Source organism: Amycolatopsis melonis, from assembly GCF_040064235.1.
In the GTDB taxonomy this organism is placed as follows: domain Bacteria; phylum Actinomycetota; class Actinomycetes; order Mycobacteriales; family Pseudonocardiaceae; genus Amycolatopsis; species Amycolatopsis melonis.
In genome coordinates, this window is the sequence record NZ_JBDZYD010000008.1 from 114,938 (window position 1) to 135,467 (window position 20,530).

13 protein-coding genes are annotated in these 20,530 nt (G+C 71.7%); 11 read left to right on the forward strand and 2 right to left on the reverse strand.

All coding sequences use genetic code 11. The features are described 5' to 3' along the window. Positions 1-7: 7 nt before the first annotated feature. Together ABJI51_RS22200 and ABJI51_RS22205 are read right to left on the reverse strand one after the other, a co-directional pair. Positions 8-697, reverse strand: a complete 690-nt coding sequence (locus ABJI51_RS22200) for a DUF305 domain-containing protein (protein WP_348953163.1) — start codon at positions 695-697, stop codon at positions 8-10. Continuing rightward, positions 694-1,506 carry a thioredoxin-like domain-containing protein gene (locus ABJI51_RS22205; protein WP_348953164.1) on the reverse strand — a complete coding sequence of 271 codons (813 nt, stop codon included), beginning with the start codon at positions 1,504-1,506 and terminating at the stop codon, positions 694-696. The genes ABJI51_RS22200 and ABJI51_RS22205 overlap by 4 nt, the downstream gene beginning before the upstream one ends. Positions 1,507-1,702: 196 nt before the next feature. Here ABJI51_RS22205 and argS point away from each other — a divergent pair, with 196 nt between their 5' ends. The 11 genes from argS (at position 1,703) to ABJI51_RS22260 (ending at position 20,514) form a co-directional block, all read left to right on the forward strand. Next, on the forward strand, positions 1,703-3,358 hold the full coding sequence (argS, locus tag ABJI51_RS22210; protein ID WP_348953165.1) for an arginine--tRNA ligase: 1,656 nt from the start codon (positions 1,703-1,705) through the stop codon (positions 3,356-3,358). A 6-nt stretch (positions 3,359-3,364) separates the two neighbouring features. Then, positions 3,365-4,795, forward strand: coding sequence for a diaminopimelate decarboxylase (gene lysA / locus ABJI51_RS22215; RefSeq protein WP_348953166.1), 1,431 nt, complete (start codon positions 3,365-3,367; stop codon positions 4,793-4,795). A gap of 6 nt (positions 4,796-4,801) precedes the next feature. After that, positions 4,802-6,112, forward strand: a complete 1,311-nt coding sequence (locus tag ABJI51_RS22220) for a homoserine dehydrogenase (RefSeq protein WP_348953167.1) — start codon at positions 4,802-4,804, stop codon at positions 6,110-6,112. Next, the gene (gene thrC / locus ABJI51_RS22225) at positions 6,109-7,170 is read left to right on the forward strand and encodes a threonine synthase (RefSeq protein ID WP_348953168.1); all 1,062 of its coding nucleotides are present in this window, start codon (positions 6,109-6,111) and stop codon (positions 7,168-7,170) included. Before ABJI51_RS22220 ends, thrC begins: the two co-directional genes overlap by 4 nt. Next, a complete protein-coding gene (gene thrB / locus ABJI51_RS22230) occupies positions 7,167-8,051 on the forward strand; it encodes a homoserine kinase (RefSeq protein WP_348953170.1) in 885 nt (294 codons plus the stop codon). Before thrC ends, thrB begins: the two co-directional genes overlap by 4 nt. A 398-nt stretch (positions 8,052-8,449) precedes the next feature. Then, positions 8,450-10,405, forward strand: a complete 1,956-nt coding sequence (gene rho, locus ABJI51_RS22235) for a transcription termination factor Rho (protein ID WP_348953171.1) — start codon at positions 8,450-8,452, stop codon at positions 10,403-10,405. 695 nt (positions 10,406-11,100) lie between these two features. After that, the gene (locus tag ABJI51_RS22240; RefSeq protein WP_348953172.1) at positions 11,101-11,364 is read left to right on the forward strand and encodes an acyl carrier protein; all 264 of its coding nucleotides are present in this window, start codon (positions 11,101-11,103) and stop codon (positions 11,362-11,364) included. A 43-nt stretch (positions 11,365-11,407) separates the two neighbouring features. Further along, positions 11,408-12,550, forward strand: coding sequence for an LLM class flavin-dependent oxidoreductase (locus tag ABJI51_RS22245; protein WP_348953173.1), 1,143 nt, complete (start codon positions 11,408-11,410; stop codon positions 12,548-12,550). After that, on the forward strand, positions 12,547-13,788 hold the full coding sequence (locus tag ABJI51_RS22250; protein ID WP_348953174.1) for a cytochrome P450: 1,242 nt from the start codon (positions 12,547-12,549) through the stop codon (positions 13,786-13,788). Before ABJI51_RS22245 ends, ABJI51_RS22250 begins: the two co-directional genes overlap by 4 nt. Beyond that, entirely contained in the window at positions 13,781-15,727 is a 1,947-nt protein-coding gene (locus ABJI51_RS22255) for an amino acid adenylation domain-containing protein (protein WP_348953175.1), read from the forward strand. Before ABJI51_RS22250 ends, ABJI51_RS22255 begins: the two co-directional genes overlap by 8 nt. Before the next feature lie 14 nt (positions 15,728-15,741). Then, entirely contained in the window at positions 15,742-20,514 is a 4,773-nt protein-coding gene (locus ABJI51_RS22260) for an amino acid adenylation domain-containing protein (protein ID WP_348953176.1), read from the forward strand. Positions 20,515-20,530 lie beyond the last annotated feature (16 nt).

A 20,530-nucleotide genomic window follows, 5' to 3' on the forward strand; every position in this document is an offset into this window, starting at 1 on the left:
GAGGGCCCTAGGCGGGCAGCGGCTGGGCGCCCCGCCCGGAGAGCATCAGCTTCATCTGGTCCATTTCCGCGCCCTGGGACGTCAGCATGCTGTTCACCAGGGCCTTCAGTGCCGGCAGGCTCGAATGCGCCGCCGCGTACTCGGCCATGGCCGTGCCGCCCTGGTGGTGGCGGAGCATCAGCTGCAGGAAGAACACGTCGAACGGGCGGCCCGACAGGCCGCGCAGCTTCGTCAGGTCCGCGTCCGTCGCCATGCCCGGCATCAGCGCGCCGCCGGACGGGTTGACCGACGACGGGGCCATCGCCATGCCGTCGTGGCCCGGCATCGGCTCCTTCATCCACTGCATCGGCGCGCCGATCGACTGCTCCGGCTGGTCCCAGAGCATGAGCCAGCCCTTCATGCGGCCGATCTGCTCGAGCTGCGTGCGCTCGATGTCGAACGCCAGCTGCTTGATCTCCTGGTCGGTCGTGCGGTCACGGGCGATGCCCGCCATCGTGACCGCCTGCAGGTGGTGGGTCGACATGTCCTGCGCGAAGCCCACCTCGACCGACCCGGCCGCCGGTGCTGCGGCCGCCGGGTCGTCGTCCACCGCCCGCGTCACGAACATCCCCGCCGTCGCGCCGATCAGCAGGACGGCCAGCAGGGTGCCGCCGATGATCACCCAGCGCGACCACGTGGGCTGCCCGGGAGAACTCACTTGGTCGGCGCGGTCGAGGGCGCGGGGGCACCGGTCGACTGCTGGCCCATGCCGCCGTTCTGGTCGGTCTGCGCGCCCGTGCTGCCCTTGTAGTCCATCGGCTTGGCGTCCGGGCCCGGCTTCGACGGGTCGAACGGCGGCGGGCTGTCCGGGTCGAACGAGCCCGGGACGGCGTCGCAGGACGCGCCGACCTCGGGGTACACGCCGTTCGGGTTGCTGCGCAGCGCCGCGATGAACTCGTCGATCCTGGCGTCGTTCGGGTCGTCCAGCTTCAGCTGGTGGCCCCACGACTGCAGCGAGATCGGCTTGTCGAGGCCCGGGTACGGCGACATCATCGTGTACGGCTTGCCCTTGACCCGGACGCTGAGCAGGTTCAGCGCGTCACCGGTGATCTGCTGCGGGTTGTAGGCGATCCAGACGGCGCCGTGCTCCAGCGAGTGGACCATGTTCTCGGTCCGGACCGCGTTCGGGTACACCGTGCCGGTGCAGGTGGCCCACGTCTGGTCGTGCGGGCCGCCGAACGGCGGGGTCTTGTCGTAGGCCACGCGCTCGCTCGGGAGGACGTGCACGCTGCCGGAGTAGTTCGCGGTCACCACGCCGGGGATGCGCTTGGACGGGTCCGGGTCCGCCGCGGTCGGCGCGTACGACGCGGCCGCCGCCTCGCGGTCGGCCTGGTCACGCTTCGGGGCGGACTTCACCATGTAGTAGGTGATCACGGCGCCGAGCAGGGCGACGACGGCCACGACCGCGATGATCGTGCCCCACGGCGTGCCCTTCTTCGTCACGACGGAACCGCGGGCCGCCTTCACCGCCGACGCCTTTTTCCGAGTTGTCCCGTTCGCCATGGCTCCCGCGTTCTCCCTCTGATGGCTGCGGACGGATTCCCGCCCCGGCCAGTGTAGGGGTCACCCGTCTGATCACCGTTAACACCTCGCGCACCCACCCACCGTGACGTGTTCGAGACCGATGCAAGCGCCGGACCTGGCCGCACCTAGAATTCCGCGAGTGACTCCCGCCGCTCTCGCCGACCTGGTCCGCAGCTCCGCCGTGCAGGTACTCGCCGCACGTGGCATCGACGACGCCGTGCTGCCGGAGCAGGTGACCATCGAACGCCCGCGCAACCCCGACCACGGCGACTACGCGACGAACCTCGCCCTGCAGGTGGCCAAGAAGGCCGGGCTGAAGCCGCGCGAGTTCGCCGAGGCGCTGGCCGAGGCGGTCTCGGCGGACGACGGCGTCGCCTCGGCCGAGGTTGCCGGGCCGGGCTTCCTCAACTTCCGCCTCGCCGCGGCCGCGCAGGGCGACATCGTCCGCCAGGTGCTCGACGCCGGCGCCGCGTACGGCCGCGGCGACGCGCTGGCCGGCACGAAGATCAACCTCGAGTTCGTCTCGGCGAACCCGACCGGCCCGATCCACCTCGGCGGCACCCGCTGGGCCGCGGTCGGCGACGCGCTGGGCCGCGTGCTGGCCGCGCAGGGCGCCGACGTCACCCGCGAGTACTACTTCAACGACGCCGGCGCGCAGATCGACCGGTTCGTGCGGTCGCTGATCGCCGCCGCGAAGGGCGAGCCCGCGCCGGAGGACGGCTACGCCGGCGGCTACATCAACGACATCGCGGCCAACGTCCTCAAGGCCGAGCCGAGCGCGCTGTCGCTGCCGGAGGCCGAGCGGCACGAGACGTTCCGCCGGATCGGTATCGAGCTGATGTTCAGCGAGATCAAGCAGAGCCTGCACGAGTTCGGCACCGACTTCGACGTCTACTTCCACGAGGACTCGCTGCACAAGTCCGGCGCCGTCGAGGCCGCCGTCCAGCAGCTGAAGGACTCCGGGAACCTCTACTTCAACGACGGCGCCTGGTGGCTCAAGTCGTCCGAGTACGGCGACGACAAGGACCGCGTCGTCATCAAGCAGGACGGCAACCCGGCCTACATCGCCGGCGACCTGGCCTACTTCAAGGACAAGCGCAACCGCGGCTTCGACCTGTGCATCTACATGCTGGGTGCGGACCACCACGGCTACATCGCCCGGCTCAAGGCGGCGGCCGCGGCCTTCGGCGACGACCCGGCGACGGTCGAGGTGCTGATCGGCCAGATGGTCAACCTGGTCAGCGAGGGCAAGCCGGTCCGGATGTCCAAGCGCGCGGGCACCGTGATCACCATGGAGGACCTGGTCGAGGCCGTCGGCGTCGACCCGGCCCGCTACGAGCTGATCCGCTACTCCGTGGACTCCACTTTGGACGTCGACCTGGACCTGCTGCGCAAGCACTCCAACGACAACCCGGTCTACTACGTCCAGTACGCCCACTCCCGGATCCGTTCGATCGAGCGCGCGGCAGGCGACCTCGGCCTCAAGTCCACTTCGGACGTCGACTACGGACTCCTGACCTCCGCCGCCGAGGGCGACCTGATCCGCACCATCGGCCAGTTCCCGGAAACCGTGCGCCGCGCCGCCGAAATGCGCGAGCCGCACCGGATTGCGCGCTACCTCGAAGAACTCGCGGGCGCCTTCCACAAGTCCTACAACTCGAGCCGCGTGCTGCCGCAGGGCGACGAGGAAGCGACGCCGCTGACGTACGCGCGGCTCGCGCTGTACGGGGCGGCCCGCCAGGTGCTCGCCAATGGCCTCGCCCTCCTCGGTGTCACCGCTCCGGAACGGATGTAAGCAGAAATGGCGCACCCCGCGGGCCCAAGGCACGCCGACGTCTACCCCCACGCCGACACTTCCGGGCACCAGCCTTCGGGGGTCGAGGAACTCGACAAGCTGCCCGCGAAAGTGTGGCCGCGCAACACCTTCCGCGCCGGTGACGGCGTCGTCCGGATCGCCGGGGTCGACGTCCGGGAGCTGGCAGAGCAGTACGGGACGCCGCTGTTCGTCGTCGACGAGGCCGACTTCAAGTCCCGCTGCGCCGACTACGCCGAGGCGTTCGACGACCCGTCGCTGGTGCACTACGCGTCCAAGGCGTTCCTGTCCATCGAGATCGCCCGCTGGGTGGCCGAGCAGGGGCTGAGCCTGGACGTCTGCAGCGGCGGCGAGCTGGCCGTGGCGCAGCACGCGGACTTCCCGGCCGAGCGGATCACCTTCCACGGCAACAACAAGTCGCCCGCGGAGCTGGAAACCGCGGTCGCCGCCGGCGTCGGCACCATCGTGCTCGACTCGTACTTCGAGATCGCGCGGCTGGCCGACATCGCCGCCCGCCACGACGTCGTGCAGCCGGTGCTGATCCGGGTCACCGTCGGTGTCGAGGCGCACACCCACGAGTTCATCGCCACCGCGCACGAGGACCAGAAGTTCGGGTTCTCGCTGGCCTCGGGCGACGCCGCCGAGGCGGTCCGCCGGGTGCTCAACGCGCGGTCGCTCAAGCTCGTCGGCCTGCACAGCCACATCGGCTCGCAGATCTTCGACGCCGACGGCTTCGAGGTCGCCGCCCGCCGCGTCGTCGGGCTGCTCGGCGACCTGGCCAAGGAGCACGGCCCCGAGCTGCTCGACCAGCTGAGCCTGGTCGACCTCGGCGGCGGCTTCGGTATCGCCTACACCGAGAAGGACAACCCGCCGCCGCCCGCGCAGATGATCACGCAGATCCGCGAGATCGTCCGCAAGGAGTGCGCGTACGCGGGCCTGCCGGTGCCGCGGATCGCCGGCGAGCCGGGCCGCGCCATCGCCGGTCCGGGCACGATCACGCTGTACGAGGTCGGCACCATCAAGGACGTCTCGCTCGGTGACGAGTCGGCGCGCCGGTACGTCAGCGTCGACGGCGGGATGAGCGACAACATCCGCACCGCGCTCTACGACGCGGTGTACGACGTCCGGCTGGTGTCCCGCTCCGCGGACGAGGCCGACCGGCCGGTCAAGCCGGTGCTGTCCCGGGTCGTGGGAAAACACTGTGAGTCCGGCGACATCGTCGTCCGGGACTGCTGGCTGCCCGACACGCTGGCTCCGGGCGACCTGCTGGCCGTCGCGGCGACCGGCGCCTACTGCTACTCGATGGCGAGCACGTACAACCGGCAGCCGCGCCCGGCCGTGGTCGCCGTGCGCAACGGCAGCGCCCGGCTGCTGCTGCGGCGGGAGACGACCGACGACATGCTGCGCCTGGAGGTCTGAGACACCGTGTCTGCACCGGAACGACGTCCGATCAGGGTCGCCCTGCTCGGCTGCGGAACCGTCGGCGGCGAGGTCGCCCGGCTGCTCACCGAGCAGGCAGGCGAGCTGGCCGCCCGCGCGGGCGCGCCGGTCGAGCTGGCCGGCATCGCGGTCCGCCGCCCGGACAAGCACCCCGAGCTGCCGCCGGAGCTGCTGACCGCCGACGTCGAGCAGCTCGTGACCAGCGACGACATCGACGTCGTCGTCGAGCTGGTCGGCGGGATCGAGCCGGTGCGCGGCTGGCTGCTGGCCGCGCTCAAGGCAGGCAAGTCCGTGGTCACCGCGAACAAGGCGCTGCTGGCCGAGCACTCGGCCGACCTGTTCGGGGCGGCCGACGCCGCGGGCGCCGACCTCTATTTCGAGGCCGCCGTGGCCGGGGCGATCCCGCTGCTGCGCCCGCTGCGCGAGTCGCTGGCAGGTGACCGCATCACGCGCGTGATGGGCATCGTCAACGGCACCACCAACTACATCCTCTCGGCGATGGACGCCACCGGCGCCGGCTACGCCGAGACGCTCGACGAGGCCAGCAGGCTCGGGTACGCCGAGGCCGACCCGACCGCCGACGTCGACGGCTACGACGCCGCGTCGAAGGCCGCGATCCTCGCCTCGCTCGCCTTCCACACCCGCGTGACGGCGTCGGACGTGCACCGCGAGGGCATCGCCGACGTCACCGCCGCGGACCTGGCCGCGGCCCGGATGCTCGGCCGCACGGTGAAGCTGCTGGCCATCTGTGAGCGAGTCACCGACGACGACGGCGTCGAGTCGGTTTCCGCCCGCGTGCACCCGGTGATGATCCCGCGCAGCCACCAGCTGGCCGGCGTCGGCGGCGCGTTCAACGCCGTCTACGTCGAGGCCGACGCCGCGGGCGAGCTGATGTTCTACGGACAGGGCGCGGGCGGCGCGCCGACCGCGAGCGCGGTGCTCGGCGACCTCGTCGCGGTGGCCCGCAACCGGGTCGCAGGCGGCCGCGGCCCGCGCGAATCCGCGCACGCGGCGCTGCCGGTGCGGCCGATGGGCCAGACGCCGACCCGCTACCACGTCAGCCTGTCCGTCGCCGACCGCGCCGGTGTGCTGGCCCAGGTGGCGCAGGCGTTCGCCGCGCACGACGTCAGCATCGCGGCGGTGCGGCAGCGCGACGTCGGCGACCGCGCGAGCCTGGTCGTGGTGACCCACCAGGCGCCGGACGCCGCCCTCCAGTCCACTGTGGATGAAATCGGCCGTCTCGACGTCGTCCACGAAGTTGTCAGCGTGATGCGCGTGGAAGGCGAAGACCAGTGATCAGGCACCCCTGGCCGGGACTCATCGAGGCGTACCGGGACCGCGTCCCGGTCCCGGACGGGGCGCGGGTCGTCACGCTCGGGGAGGGCAACACGCCGCTGCTGCCCGCCCACCACCTGTCCGAGCTGACCGGCTGCGAGGTGTACCTCAAGGTCGAAGGGGCCAACCCGACTGGCTCGTTCAAGGACCGCGGGATGACCGTGGCCATCACGCACGCGCTCGCCAGCGGCCTCAAGGCGGTGATCTGCGCGTCGACCGGCAACACGTCCGCCTCGGCCGCGGCCTACGCCGCCCGCGCGGGCCTCACCTGCGCGGTGCTGGTGCCCCAGGGCAAGATCGCGATGGGCAAGCTCGCCCAGGCCGTCCTGCACGGCGCGCGGATCCTGCAGGTCGACGGCAACTTCGACGACTGCCTGGAGCTGGCCCGCAAGACCGCGGCCGACTACCCGGTGACTCTGGTCAACTCGGTCAACCCGGTGCGCATCGCGGGGCAGAAGACCGCGGCGTTCGAGATCTGCGACGTGCTGGGCACGGCGCCGGACATCCACTGCCTGCCGGTCGGCAACGCGGGCAACATCACCGCCTACTGGGCAGGCTATGCGGAGTACGCGGCCGACGGTGTGGTGAAGAACACGCCGCGGATGTTCGGCTTCCAGGCGGCCGGTGCGGCGCCGCTGGTGCTGGGCGAGCCGGTGCGCGACCCGGACACGGTCGCGACCGCGATCCGGATCGGCAGCCCGGCGTCGTGGACGTCCGCGGTGAAGGCGAAGGACGAGTCGAACGGGCTCTTCGAGGCCATCACCGACGAGAAGATCCTCGAGGCGTACCGCCTGCTGGCCGCCCGCGAAGGCGTGTTCGTCGAGCCGGCGTCGGCCACGAGCGTCGCGGGCCTGCTCGCCACGGCCGCCGACGGACGGCTCCCGCGCGGCTCGCGCGTCGTGTGCACGGTGACCGGGCACGGCCTGAAGGACCCGCAGACGGCACTGGCGGGCAACGTCGAGGTCGAACCCCTGGCCGTGGACCCCTCGGCCGTGGCGACGGCGCTGGACCTGCGGTGACCGCTTTCAAGATCACCGTCCCCGCCTCGACCGCGAACCTCGGGCCCGGGTTCGACGCCTTCGGGATGGCGCTGGGCCTGTACGACGTCGTCGAGGTGCGGGTCACCGACGGCGGGCTGAAGGTCGAGGTGACCGATGCCGGCGCCGGGGGTGTGGAGGACGTCCCGACCGACGAGACCCACCTGGTCGTGCGGGCGATCCGGCGGACCTGCGAGCACCTCGGCGTCGACGTCCCCGGCCTGCACCTGCGCTGCGCCAACGCCATCCCGCACGCCCGCGGGCTGGGCTCGTCCGCGGCCGCCGTCGTGTCCGGCGTGGCCGCCGGATACGCGCTGGCCGGGCGGGACATCGACCCGTTCGGCGCGCTGCAGCTGGCCGCGGGCTTCGAAGGCCACGCCGACAACGCCGCGGCGAGCCTGCTCGGCGGCTTCGTCCTGGCCTGGTGCGACGGCGGGCAGTTCCACGCCGAGCGGCTCACGCCGCACCCGTCGATCCGGCCGGTCGTGGCCGTGCCCGCGGTGCGCTCGGCCACCGCGACCACGCGCGGCCTGCTGCCGCCGTCCGTGCCGCACGCGGACGCCGCCCACAACGCCGGGCGGGCCGCCCTCGCCGTACACGCCCTGACGGACAAACCGGAGCTGCTGCTGGCCGCCACCGAGGACCGGCTGCACCAGAGCTACCGCGCGCCCGCGTACCCGGCGAGCACGGAGCTGGTGGCGACGCTGCGTGCACGGGGAGTGGCCGCCGCGGTCTCCGGGGCCGGGCCGACCGTGCTCGCGCTGACCACGACGGGAATACTCCCGCCCGACGTCGGCGTTGAGGGGTTCGACGTCCTCGAACTGCCCGTCGATCCGGCGGGTGTGCAGGTTGCGGCTCAGTAAAGGGTGGGTCACGTGCCCGCCGCCACGCCCGCCACGCGGGGGGTGGTTGTTGCACCCGGCACCGCCGCGGTCTACCCTCGGGGGCGTTCGATCACCGTGCGTTTCCGCACCCGATGCCGGTCCCCCGGGATCGCATCCTTCGTCGGTCCGCCGAATCCGCACCGCATGAGCTGCGGGGCGCGGAGGAACGTAGGCGGGTTTCCGGTTTCGGCGGTGCCGAATTCCGTGTCCTCCGTTTGGAGGACGCAAACCCCTGTGGTGGAGGCGCTCCAGCTGTGTTCCGCACGGCCGAAGAGCTCATCTCGCGTATCGGGGGGCAACTACGCCGGTTCGCGATCAGAAGCGACCGGCAGTCCGCTGATCCACCTGGAGGCGTGGATCGGTCAGGAAGGACATGTGTGAGCAACACCGATCTTTTGAGCGACGTGAGCGGCACGGCCGAGACGAACGGCACCGCCCCCGCTCCCAAGCGGACGGTCGGCGGGCTGACCGGTAAGACCGTCGCCGAACTGCGTTCGCTGGCTGGGGAGCTCGGCGTCGGCGAGACGACGGGCATGCGCAAGGGCGACCTGATCGCCGCGATCCGCGAGCGCCAGGGCAAGTCCCGCAAGCCGCGGGCGACCGCGGAGACGCTGCCGCTGGAGGGCGTGGGCGAGGCGCCGAAGGCCGCCAAGGCCGAGGCGAAGGCCGAAGCCCCCGCTGCGCCGGCCGAGACCCGGCCGGAGCCGAAGGCCGAGGCGCCCGCCTCCGCGCCGTCGGACGACCGGCCGCAGGCCGAGCGCCCGCAGCAGGACAAGCAGGACGGCCAGCAGGGCCAGGACGGCCAGCCCGAGGAGGGCGGCCGCAGCCGGCGCCGCCGCGGCTCGAACCGCGCCGCCGGATCGCCCGACGGCCAGCAGGGCGACCGTCAGCAGGGTGACCGTCAGCAGGGCCAGGGCGACCGCCAGCAGGGCGGCAACCGCGACCAGCAGCGCCAGGGCGGCAACCGCAACGACAACCGCCAGCAGCAGGACGGCAACCGCCAGCGCAACCAGCAGCAGGACGGCAACCGCGGCGGCGGCCAGGACGGCAACCGGGACAACCGCGCCCAGCAGGACGACGACGAGGAAGGCGGCCGTCGCGGCCGTCGCTTCCGCGACCGCCGTCGCCGGGGCAGCGGCGGCGGCCGGGGCGAAGGCGGCTCGCCGGACACCGAGATCCGCGAGGACGACGTCCTGCTGCCCGTGGCGGGCATCCTGGACGTGCTCGACAACTACGCGTTCGTGCGCACCTCCGGCTACCTCGCCGGCCCGAACGACGTGTACGTCTCGCTGTCGCTGGTCCGCAAGTACGGCCTGCGCCGCGGTGACGCCATCACCGGTGTCGTGCGCCAGCCGCGCGAGGGCGAGCAGCAGCGGCAGAAGTTCAACCCGCTGGTGCGCGTCGACTCGATCAACGGCCTGGACCCGGACGAGGCCAAGCGCCGCCCCGACTTCACCAAGCTGACCCCGCTGTACCCGAACGAGCGCCTGCGGCTGGAGACCGAGCCGCACAAGCTCACCACCCGCGTGATCGACCTGATCATGCCGGTCGGCAAGGGGCAGCGTGCGCTGATCGTGTCGCCGCCGAAGGCGGGCAAGACGACGATCATGCAGGACATCGCGAACGCGATCTCCACGAACAACCCCGAGTGCCACCTGATGGTCGTCCTGGTCGACGAGCGTCCGGAAGAGGTCACCGACATGCAGCGGTCGGTGAAGGGCGAGGTCATCTCCTCGACCTTCGACCGCCCGCCGTCCGACCACACCTCGGTCGCGGAGCTGTCGATCGAGCGGGCCAAGCGCCTGGTCGAGATGGGCCACGACGTCGTCGTGCTGCTCGACTCGATCACCCGCCTCGGCCGCGCGTACAACCTCGCGGCGCCGGCGTCCGGCCGGATCCTGTCCGGTGGTGTCGACTCGACCGCGCTGTACCCGCCGAAGCGGTTCCTCGGCGCGGCACGCAACATCGAGAACGGCGGCTCGCTGACCATCTTCGCCACGGCGATGGTCGAGACCGGCTCGACGATGGACACGGTCATCTTCGAGGAGTTCAAGGGCACCGCCAACGCTGACCTCAAGCTCGACCGGAAGATCGCCGAGCGCCGGATGTTCCCGGCGGTCGACGTCAACCCGTCGGGCACCCGGAAGGACGAGCTGCTGCTCTCCCCGGACGAGCTGGCGGTCACCCACAAGCTCCACCGGGTGCTGCACGCGCTGGACTCGCAGCAGGCCATCGATCTGCTGATCTCCCGGCTGCGCAAGACGAAGAGCAACGTCGAGTTCCTCATGCAGGTCTCCAAGACCGCCCTCGGTGGCGGCGGCGAAGACGACTGAAACCACGCTCGAAACGCCTGATCGACGGCGCCCACCGGTTTCCGGTGGGCGCCGTTTCGTTTACGACCATCGAGTGAACTCCCGGGCGGCGGCCAATTTGGATCCGGCCTTTCGGCGGCGCGTCGGCCGCCGAGATCGTCACGCACGGTGATGACCTGCCGCCCGTTCGCCGATGGCCGTGTTTCTGCGCCGATCGTGGACTTCCGGCGTTCTGGCCAGCCGAAACGCGGTTTCCAGCGGCTGTCACGCCGTAATCGAAGGCTCAGCGGTCCGTTGACGGAAGGGTTCGACGTGCCCGTCGTGCACGGACGGGTGACGGTCATCGAGGGCCTGCTACTCACTGCAACCCACGTCGGTGGCGCCCGGCCGACCTTGACAATTACCAACGAGGCGCGCATATAGTGGGTAGGTCTTTGATGTGCACCAAGTGCTCTGGGGTGAAGTCGGCATGCACTGAGTGCTCTCGGGGGGAGGTTCGAGCGGCACGGACTGGGGGGCTTGAAAGCGCGCGAAAACTCTGCGTCCAGCGGGAAATCGTGTGCTGTGCCGCCTGGGGGTATCGATAGTTTTTGTGGTGCCTTTTTTCGCGCCGGACTCCTTGCGGGCAAGCGGGTCGCTCGCGCCCTGAAGTGTGCGCGCACGTCAAGGCGGACGCCGAATTCCATCGCTGGTACGCCACAGAAAATGGGTCCCATATGACTGCGAAAGATGCCCGAGAGGAACTGCGCGAGCAGATCTTCGAGGTGCTGAACGAAGTTGCAGGAAGCATTCTGGCCAACCAGAAAATCGAAGCGGACACCGAGTTCCCCGAGACGGGCATGAGCTCGATCGAGTACCTGGCGTTCATCGAGAAGATCGAGACGCGCCTGGACGTCTTCATCGACCTCGAGGAGAACCAGGACCTCACCACGGTCGACAAGTTCTGCGACCTGCTGCTCAAGGAAGTGCCTTCCGCCTGAGACGCGGCCACCGTCCGCTGAAAAGAGATTTGGGGTTTTCTTCATGTCCGAAAAGGCATTCGGCTGCTTCCTGCCCTCGTTCCACAACCCCGCGGTCAGCCCGCACACGGCGTTGCGGCACGACCTCGAGGTCTGCGGGCTGGCCGACGACCTGGGGTTCGACGAGTTCTGGATCGGTGAACACCATTCCAGCGGGTGGAGCACGCTCAGCTCCCCCGACGTCTTCATCGCGGCGGTGGCCCGCGAAACCCGCCGCATCCGGCTGGCCACCGGCGTGATCCCGCTGCCCTACCACCACCCCCTGCACGTCGCGGAACGGATGGTGCTGCTCGACCACCTCACGGCGGGCCGGGCCATTCTCGGTGTCGGGACCGGGACCTACGTCCACGACATGGAAATGACCGGCGTGGACCCGGACACCGTCCGCGCGCACTTCCGCGCGGCGCTGGAAGTCGTGCAGGCACTGCTCAACGGCGAGACGGTCGACACCACGACCCCGTGGTTCACCGTGAAGAAGGCGGTCCTGCAGCTCAGGCCGCTGCGCGGCGCCATCGAGACGGTGGTCGCGTCCTCGCTGAGCGACGCCGGGATCGAGCTGCTCGCCGACACCGCGACGACCCCGACCGTGCACGTGGTGCCGCCGTGGGGCGCCATCCGTCCCGGGATGGACAAGGACCCCGTCGGCGCCCTGATCGAGCGCGTCGAGGCCTACCGCAACAAGTCCGAGGGCGGCACGCGCGTGCGGTGCAACGTCTTCGTCCACATCGCCGACTCCGCGGCCGCGGGCATCGACGAGCTGCTTGACGGCTTTTCCGCACTGCGCACCGGCCTGTACCGCGAAGTGCTCGGCATGCCGATCCCGGCTTCCCCGGTGGCACACCGCAAGACGCTGGAGAGCCTGGTCGACTCGGGCGCGTTCATCATCGGCGACGCCCCGACGTGCGCGCAGAAGGTGCGCGAACTGCTCGACCGCCTCGGCGATCCCGTGTCGCTCAACTTCTTCGTCCCCGAATGGATTTCGCACCAGGCGACGTGCGAGCAGCTGACGGGGATCGCGCAGGAGGTCCTGCCCGCGCTCTTCGGCGGCTCCGATGGCGCCGCGGAGTCCATGAAGCTGACGGCGGAAGAGGCGAGCCGTCAGATGAAGCGCCGGACCGAGGCGATGAGTGGCGGAGGTACGCGATGAGCACCGCGGAAGTGCGGCTGGACTTCGGGTCCGACGAGTTCCTCGCCGACCCGTGGCCCATCTACAAGGAGCTGCGCCGGTCCGATCCGGTGCACTGGTCGGAGGCGTTCCGGGCGTTCCTGGTCACCCGGTTCGAAGACGTCGTCGAGCTGCTGACCGACCGTCAGGTGGTGAGCGGGTTCCCGATGCGCAGCAGCCGCCGGCTGTTCGGCCCGACGCTGCTGGACGCCGACGGGCCGCGCCACCGCGAGCTGCGGAAGCTGTTCACGCCGCTGTTCGTGGGTGGCTCGGTGAAGCGGCTGCGTTCGGAGATCCTCGTCCCGGCGGTGGACCAGGTGCTCGACTCGATCGAGGCCGAAATGGGGTCCGCGCCCGACGTCGACATCGAATTCATGGAGCGCGTCGCGGTCGGCGTGCCCTACGCGATGGTCACGCGGCTCTTCGGCGTGCCGCCGGAGGATGCGGCTTGGCTGCGTCCGCGGGTGCTGCCGCTGGCCGGCGCGATCGAGTTCCCGGCGACCGCGCTGGACCCGGCACTGGCGGCCAAGGCGGAGCTGATCGCCTACCTCAAGGAGAAGCTCGCGCGCCGCCGCGAGGGCGACCGGATGCCCTTCCTCGACCTCGCCTTCCCGCCGGGCGAGCCGCTCGACGAGTCCCTGCTCGGCACGGCCACGCTGTTCCTGCTGGCGGGCACGGAAACCAGCGTCGCCACCATCGGCAAGATCATGTACGCCGTGCTGGCGCACAACGTCGAGCTGTCCGCGCTGGCCGACCCTGCCTACCGGGACCAGGTCGTCCGCGAAACGCTGCGGTGGGAACCCCCGAGCCACACCATCCTGCGGTACGCGTCGCGGGATCTGACCCTGCACGGGGTGGACGTCCCGCGCCGGTCCACGCTCCTGCTGTCGCTGGGCAGCGCGAGCCGCGACGAGCGGACGTTCGAGGACCCGGACGTGTGGCGGCCGGGACGGCCGGACCAGCGGCTGCTGGCCTTCTCGTCCGGGCCGCACACCTGCCTGGGCATCCAGCTCGCCCTCGCGGAGTTCGACACACTGTTCGAGCGGCTGTCGCAGCGGTTCGGCGGCGTCCGGCTCAGCGGCTCGCTCGACGGCGTCCGGCCGGGATTCTGGCGGCTGCGCGAACGCGGCCACATCTTCCGCCGTCCCGACCACCTGCACGTCCGGCTGCTGCGCCGGCCCGCGGACGCAGTGGCGAGCGGAAGCAGGGCCGATGCCTGACGCGCGAGCCGCTCCGTACGACCTCACCGCCGCGCTCGGGACCACGGGTGACCGTGCCGCCGTCGTCGTCGCCGCGTTCGCGCTGACGCTGTGCCGGTGGACCGCGGCGTCCGAAGCGACGGTCGCGGCCGGTGGCCGGGTGGTCCGGGTCCGCGTCGACGACCGCGTCCGCGTCGGCGACTTCCTGCGGACGGTGCACCCGGCCGCCGACGGGCCCGCGGACCTCGAACTCGCGTCCCCGCACGCGGATCTGCGGTCCGGCGAAGTCCGGTTCGGCGTCGAGGTCCCCGACGCCGAGCACGGGTTCACCGCCGACGTCGCCGCCGCGGTGACCGAGCTGACCTCCCTCGACGGCCCGCTCGAGGACGTGCGCTGCATTGCCCCGCAGCGCCGTCGCATCCTCGACGGGCTGGCCGGCGCCGACGTGCCCGCGGCCGACATCGGCACCCTGTTCCGCGAGCAGGTGCGGCAGCGGCCCGACGCCGTCGCGGTCCGCGACGCGGCCGTCGAGCTGACCTACGGGCAGCTCGCGCGGGCCGCCGACGAGTACGCCGGAGTCCTGTGGCACGCCGGGGTCCGGCCCGGGGACACGGTGCTCGTCGCGACCCGCAGGTCGGCAGGCGAAGTCGTGGCGCTGCTCGCGATCATCAGTCTCGGCGCCGCCTACGCGGGCTTCGACGACGACGCGCCGGAAGCCCGGCTGCGGCGGATCATCGGCAAGCTGGCGCCGACGGTGGCCGTGACCGACTCCGGGACGTCCGGGCATCCCGCCCTGCGCGAGGTGACCCGCGTCGACGTCTGGCAGCCGGGGCAGGCCGGCCCGGACTTCCGGCCCGGCGAGCACACCGATCCCGGGCGCCCGGCGTACGTCGCGTTCACCTCCGGATCCACCGGCGAACCGAAGGGCGTCGTCGTGCCGCACCGGGCGGTGACGCGGCTCGCGTGCACGCCCGAGCTGCGGATGCGGCCCGGCGACCGCGTGCTGCGCATGGCACCGCTGGCGTTCGACGCGTCCACCTACGAGATCTGGGTGACGCTGCTCAACGGCGCGACCCTGGAAGCCTTTCCCGGGAAGCTCCCCACGGTCGGCAAGCTCGAGAAGTTCCTCGCCGAGCGGGAAGTCACGGTCGCCTGGCTGACGGCCAGCCTGTTCCGGCTGGTCGTCACGTCCCGGCCGCGGGCGCTGACCGGGTTGCGCTGGCTCGTCAGCGGGGGAGAGGTCGTGCCGCACGACTGCGTGGCGAAGCTGTTCGAGCTGCATCCCGGGCTGCTGCTCACGAACGGGTACGGCCCCACCGAGAACACCACGTTCACGACCACGTACACCGTGCGCTCCGGCGAGGAGGTCACCGGGCCGCTGCCCATCGGCAGGCCGATCGCCGGTACCCGGGTCTTCGTGCTGGACCACAACGCCCGGCTCGTCCCGCCGGGCGGGGTCGGCCAGCTGTACGCGGCCGGGGCCGGGCTGGCCGACGGCTACCTCGGCGACGAAGCCGAGACCGGCAGCCGGTTCGGGCACTTCTCCCCGGACGTCGGCGAACGCCTGTACCGCACCGGGGACCTCGTCCGCCTCGACCCGCGCGGCAACCTGGTCTTCCTCGGCCGCGCGGACAACCAGATCAAGCTCGACGGGCACCGCATCGAGACCGAGGAGATCAGCACCCTGCTGGCCGGGCACCCGGACGTCCGGGACGCCGTGATCGTCGTGTCCCGGCAGGCGGGCCGCAGCCCCCAGCTCGTCGCCGCCGTCGTCGTGCAGCCCGGTGCCGACGCCGATGTGCCGTCGTTCCGCGCGTACCTGGCCGACCGGCTGCCGAACTACGCGATCCCCGGGCTGTGGGTCGTGGTCGACGAGATTCCGCTGACCCGCAACGGAAAAGCCGACGAACAAGTCCTGATCGAATCCGCGATCCGGGGCAAGCGCCCGGTGAACGCCTGATGGAGGAGGACCCGATGAGGTTGTCTCTCGGGCAGGAGCGGCTGTGGTTGCTGCAGCAGCTCGACCAGAGCAGCGCCGCGTACAACATCCCGATCGTGCTGCGCTTCCGCGACGGCATCGACCACGCCGCGCTCGAGGAGGCCCTCGACGCGCTCGTCGCCGCCCACCCCGTGCTCCGCTGGACGTTCGCCGTGGACGACTCCGGGCTGCCCGCCGCCACCGAGGTGACCGGCTTCCGCATCCCGGTGACCCGGCGGACCGCCGGGCCTGGCGAACACGACTGGCAGGTGCACGCGGGGGAGCTGGCCGCCCAGCCGTTCGACCTGACCGCGGCCCCGCCCGTGCGGGCCGTGGCGGTCGACTGCGCGGACGGCTCTGCCGTGCTGTGCCTGGTGTTCCACCACATCGTCATCGACGGCCGGTCCCTGCAGATCGTGACCGAGAACCTCATTTCCTGGTACCGGTCGCCTGCCCCGCCGCCGACCGAGGTGACCTACCAGGAGTTCGTCGCGGCACAGCGGGCCGCGGCCGGCGCCGAGACCGTCGCGGAGCACGTCGAGTACTGGCGCAAGGAACTCGACGGCTTCGAGCAGCTGGAGCTGCCGACCGACCGGCCGCGTCCGGCCGGGCCCGCGTTCGCCAGCGACCACGTCTACTTCGAACTGCCTGCCGACCTCACCGCGGCGCTCAACAGCTTCGCCCTGCGGAACCGGTGTGCGCTCTCGAGCGTGATGGCCGCGGTGTTCCAGGCGCTGATGTCCGTCCAAACCGGACAGGAGGACGTGACGATCGGGACGGTGCTGGCCGGCCGCGACGACCGACGGTTCGCCGACGTCCTCGGCTTCTTCGTCAACACCGTGGTGCTGCGCAGTCAAATCACGCCGTCGACGTCGTTCCGGCAGCTGCTCAAGCTGGCGCACGCCAAGGTGGCCGCGGCCTACGCCCACCAGAAGGCGCCGTTCGAGCAGGTGGTCGCCGAGGTCCAGCCCGAACGGGAACCGGGCCGCAACGCGATCTTCGACGTCGTGGTGGTGCACAACGGCGAACTGGCCGTGCCGTCCGAAGGCGAGGTCACGCTGCTGCCGTGGGCGGGCGTGAACACCCGCTTCGACCTGGAGCTGGTCACCCACCTGCAGGGCGGGAAGCTCTACGGCACGCTGACCTTCCGCGCCGCGCTGTTCCATCGGTCCACAGTGGAGCGTCTCGCGCATCGGTTCGTCCGGCTCGTCGAGCAGGGACTGGAGAACCCTGACGAGCCGCTCTTCGGCGCGCTGCGCGAACCGCTGGAGTACTGGCGCCAGCAGCTCACCGGTGCGCCCGCGGTGCTGGACCTGCCGACGGACCGCGTCCGCCCGCCGGTGCCGTCCGGGCCGGGCGATTCGCTGGCCTTCACCGTGGATTCCGAGGTCGCCGTCCGGTTGCGCGAGTTGAGCGGCCGCCATGGCGTCACGCTGTTCACGACGTTGCTGGCGGCGTACACCGTCGTCCTGTCCCGCTACGGCCGCACCGATGACGTGACGGTGGGCGTGCCCGCCGAGACCGGCGGCAACACCCTGGTGCTGCGCACCGGCCTGGCCGGTGAGCCCGCCTTTCCGGAGCTGCTGGCGCGGGTGCACGAGACGACCCTGGGCGGGTACGCGCACCAGGACGTCCCGTTCGAGCGGCTGGTGGCGGAACTGGCGCCCCGGCGGGACTTCAGCCGCCGCCCGCTCGCCCAGGCCGCCTTCCGGCTGGGGCCGCGGCCGGACGACGATGCGGACGCCGAGCCGTTCGACCTCGACCTCCGGATGACGGACCGGCCGGACGCGCTTGAGGCGCGGCTGCACTACCGCGCCGACCTGTTCGGCCGGGTCACGATCGAGCGGTTCGCCGAGCACTTCCGGCAGCTGCTCGGCGCGGTCGCGGCCGACGCGGACCGCCCGCTGTCGGCCCTGCCGATGATGGGCGAGGCCGAGGCCCGGTGGCTGGCGGAAACCTGGAACGACACGGCGAAGACGTTGCCGGAGCCGGCCACGGTGACCGCGATGTTCGCCGGACAGGCCGCCCGCCGTCCGCAGGCGACCGCCCTGGTCTGCGGGGACACGTCGCTGACCTACGCCGAGCTGGACCGCCGGTCCAACCGGCTCGCCCACCGGCTGCGCGGCCGGGGTGCCGGGCCCGGCACCGTCGTCGGGGTGTGCCTGCCGCGCTCGGTCGACCTGGTCACCGCGTTGCTCGCGGTGCTGAAGACCGGGGCCGCGTACCTCCCGATCGACCCGGAGTACCCCGAGGAACGCCGTCGGCTCCTGCTGACCGAAAGCGAAGCCCGCCTGGTCGTCACGCCCGAGCTGACCGGCGATCCCGCCCTCGGCGACGAGCCGGAGACCGCGGTCGGGCAGCCGGTGGACGCCCGGGACCTGGCCTACGTCATCTACACGTCCGGCTCGACCGGGCGGCCCAAGGGCGTCGAGATCGAGCACCGGGCGATCGCCCGCCTGGTCACCGGGCTGCCGGACGGCATCCTCGGCCCCGGCGAAGTGGTGCTGCACGCGTCGGCGATCTCGTTCGACGCCGCCACTTTCGAAGTGTGGGGAGCCCTGCTCACCGGCGCCACCTGCGTCGTCTCCACCGAGCGCGTCCTCACCGCGCGGCCGCTCGCCGACGTGATCACGCGCCACCGGATCTCCACGATGTGGCTGACGTCGTCGTTGTTCAACCACATCGTCGACGAGGACACCGGCGCGCTGGCCGGAGTCCGCAACCTGCTCGTCGGCGGCGAGGCGCTGTCGGTGGGCCACGTCCGCCGCGCCGTCGCCGCCCTGCCCGAAACGCGGTTCTTCAACGGCTACGGCCCGACCGAATGCACCACGTTCGCCACCTGCCACCCGATCACCGGCCCGGTGCCCGCAGACGCCACCGGCATCCCCATCGGCCGTCCGATCGGCAACACGCGCGGGTACGTCCTCGACGGCCACGGCCGGCTCACCCCCGCCGGGGTGCCGGGAGAACTGCACGTGGCCGGGCCCGGGGTCGCCCGGGGCTACCGGGGACAGCCGGAACTCACCGCGGCACAGTTCGTCCACAGCAGCGGCGACCGGCTCTACCGGACCGGGGACATCGTCCGGCACAACGCCGACGGCGACCTCGAATACCTCGGGCGCGTCGACGACCAGGTCAAGATCCGCGGCTACCGCATCGAACCCCGGGAGGTCGAAGCCGCGCTGCGGACCCATCCGGACGTCGCCCAGGCCGCGGTCGTGGCGCGGGAATCCGCTCCGGGACAGAAGACGCTCGTCGGGTACGTCACGCTGGCCGGCGGGGCGAAGTTCGCCGAGCACGCACTGCGTGCTCACCTGCGTGCACGGCTGCCGGAATACCTGGTGCCCGCGGCGTTCGTGGCCCTGCCCGAACTCCCGCTGACCCCCAACGGGAAGCTCGACGTCCGTGCCCTGCCCGAGCCGGGCGGCAGCACCCGGGCGACCCCCGCCGAGGGCCCGCGGAACGCCACCGAGGAAGCACTCGCCGCGATCTGGGCCGAGGTGCTCGGCCTCGACAGCGTCGGCCGCGACGACAGCTTCTTCGACGTCGGCGGGCATTCGCTGAAGGCCGCCCAGCTCGCCGTCCGGATCCAGGCCGCGTTCCGGACGAAACTGCCGTTGCGGGCGCTGTTCGAGCGGCCGACGATCGCGAAGCTGGCCGAGGAGCTGGACAGCGGGCAGGCGAGTACGCCGTCCGCCCGCTCGTTCGACCCCGTGGCCGCGTTGCGCGGGATCGTTCCCGGCCCGCTGCCGCCGCGCTCGCCCGGCGGCGTCTCGGACGTCCTGCTCACCGGAGCGACCGGCTTCGTCGGGGCCTACCTGGTCCGCGAGCTGCTGGCCAGGACCGGCGGGCGCGTGCACTGCCTCGTCCGGGCCGCCGACGAGCCCACGGCGTGGGACCGGCTGCGCGCGAACCTCGACCGCTACGGCCTCGGGGACGAGGTCGACCTCGAGCGGGTCGCGGTCGTGCCCGGCGATCTCGCGGCACCCGGGCTGGGCCTCCCCGCGGAGGTCTTCGGCAGGCTGGCCGCGGGCATCGACCTGATCTGCCACAACGGTGCCCGCGTCGACGCGCTGTCCAGCTACGAACAGCTCGAAGGGGCCAACGTGGGCGGCACCCGCGAGCTGATCCGGCTGGCCGTCACCACGCGGCTCAAGCCGGTGCAGTTCGTGTCCACCATTTCCGCCGCCGGCGACCGCGACGGCCGCACCGGGTACGCCGAAAGCAAGGCGCACGCCGAGCAGCTGGTCACCGCCGCGTACGAGCAAGGAGTGCCGTCGGCGATCTACCGGCTGCCCCGGATCGTCGGGGATTCGCGCACCGGGCAGGGCAACACCCGCGACATCATGCTGCGGGTGCTGCGGACCATCATCGAGCTGGGCGCGGCACCCGACACCGAGCTGGCGGAACCGTGGATCGCGGTCGACGAGACCGCGGGCCTGCTGGCCCGGCTCGGCGTCGAATGGCCGTCGGACGGGCACCGGTTCGTGCTGACCAGCCGGCAGCCGGTCCGGCTCGCGCACCTGGTGGAGCTGGTGCGCGGCACGGGCACGCCCCTCGACACCCTGCCGGTGGCGGACTGGCTGGCGCTGCTGGAGACCCGGCTGCCCGAGGAGCACGCGATTCTCAAGCTGCTCTTCGATTCCCCGCCCGGCGACGCCGTCGCCTGGCCCGACGACGGTTTCACCCCGATCGTCGCGCCGGGTCCCGACGACCGCGCGCTGCTCCGCTACGTCGACAAAATGCTCCGCCGGCCCGTCTCGTCGTAGATTGCGAAGGACTGTG

Coding starts and splice junctions, on each gene's coding strand:
- lysA (WP_348953166.1), top strand. CDS start 3,365: ATGGCGCACCCCGCGGGCCCAAGGCACGCCGACGTCTACCCCCACGCC.
- ABJI51_RS22240 (WP_348953172.1), top strand. CDS start 11,101: ATGACTGCGAAAGATGCCCGAGAGGAACTGCGCGAGCAGATCTTCGAG.
- ABJI51_RS22245 (WP_348953173.1), top strand. CDS start 11,408: ATGTCCGAAAAGGCATTCGGCTGCTTCCTGCCCTCGTTCCACAACCCC.
- ABJI51_RS22250 (WP_348953174.1), top strand. CDS start 12,547: ATGAGCACCGCGGAAGTGCGGCTGGACTTCGGGTCCGACGAGTTCCTC.
- ABJI51_RS22255 (WP_348953175.1), top strand. CDS start 13,781: ATGCCTGACGCGCGAGCCGCTCCGTACGACCTCACCGCCGCGCTCGGG.
- ABJI51_RS22260 (WP_348953176.1), top strand. CDS start 15,742: ATGAGGTTGTCTCTCGGGCAGGAGCGGCTGTGGTTGCTGCAGCAGCTC.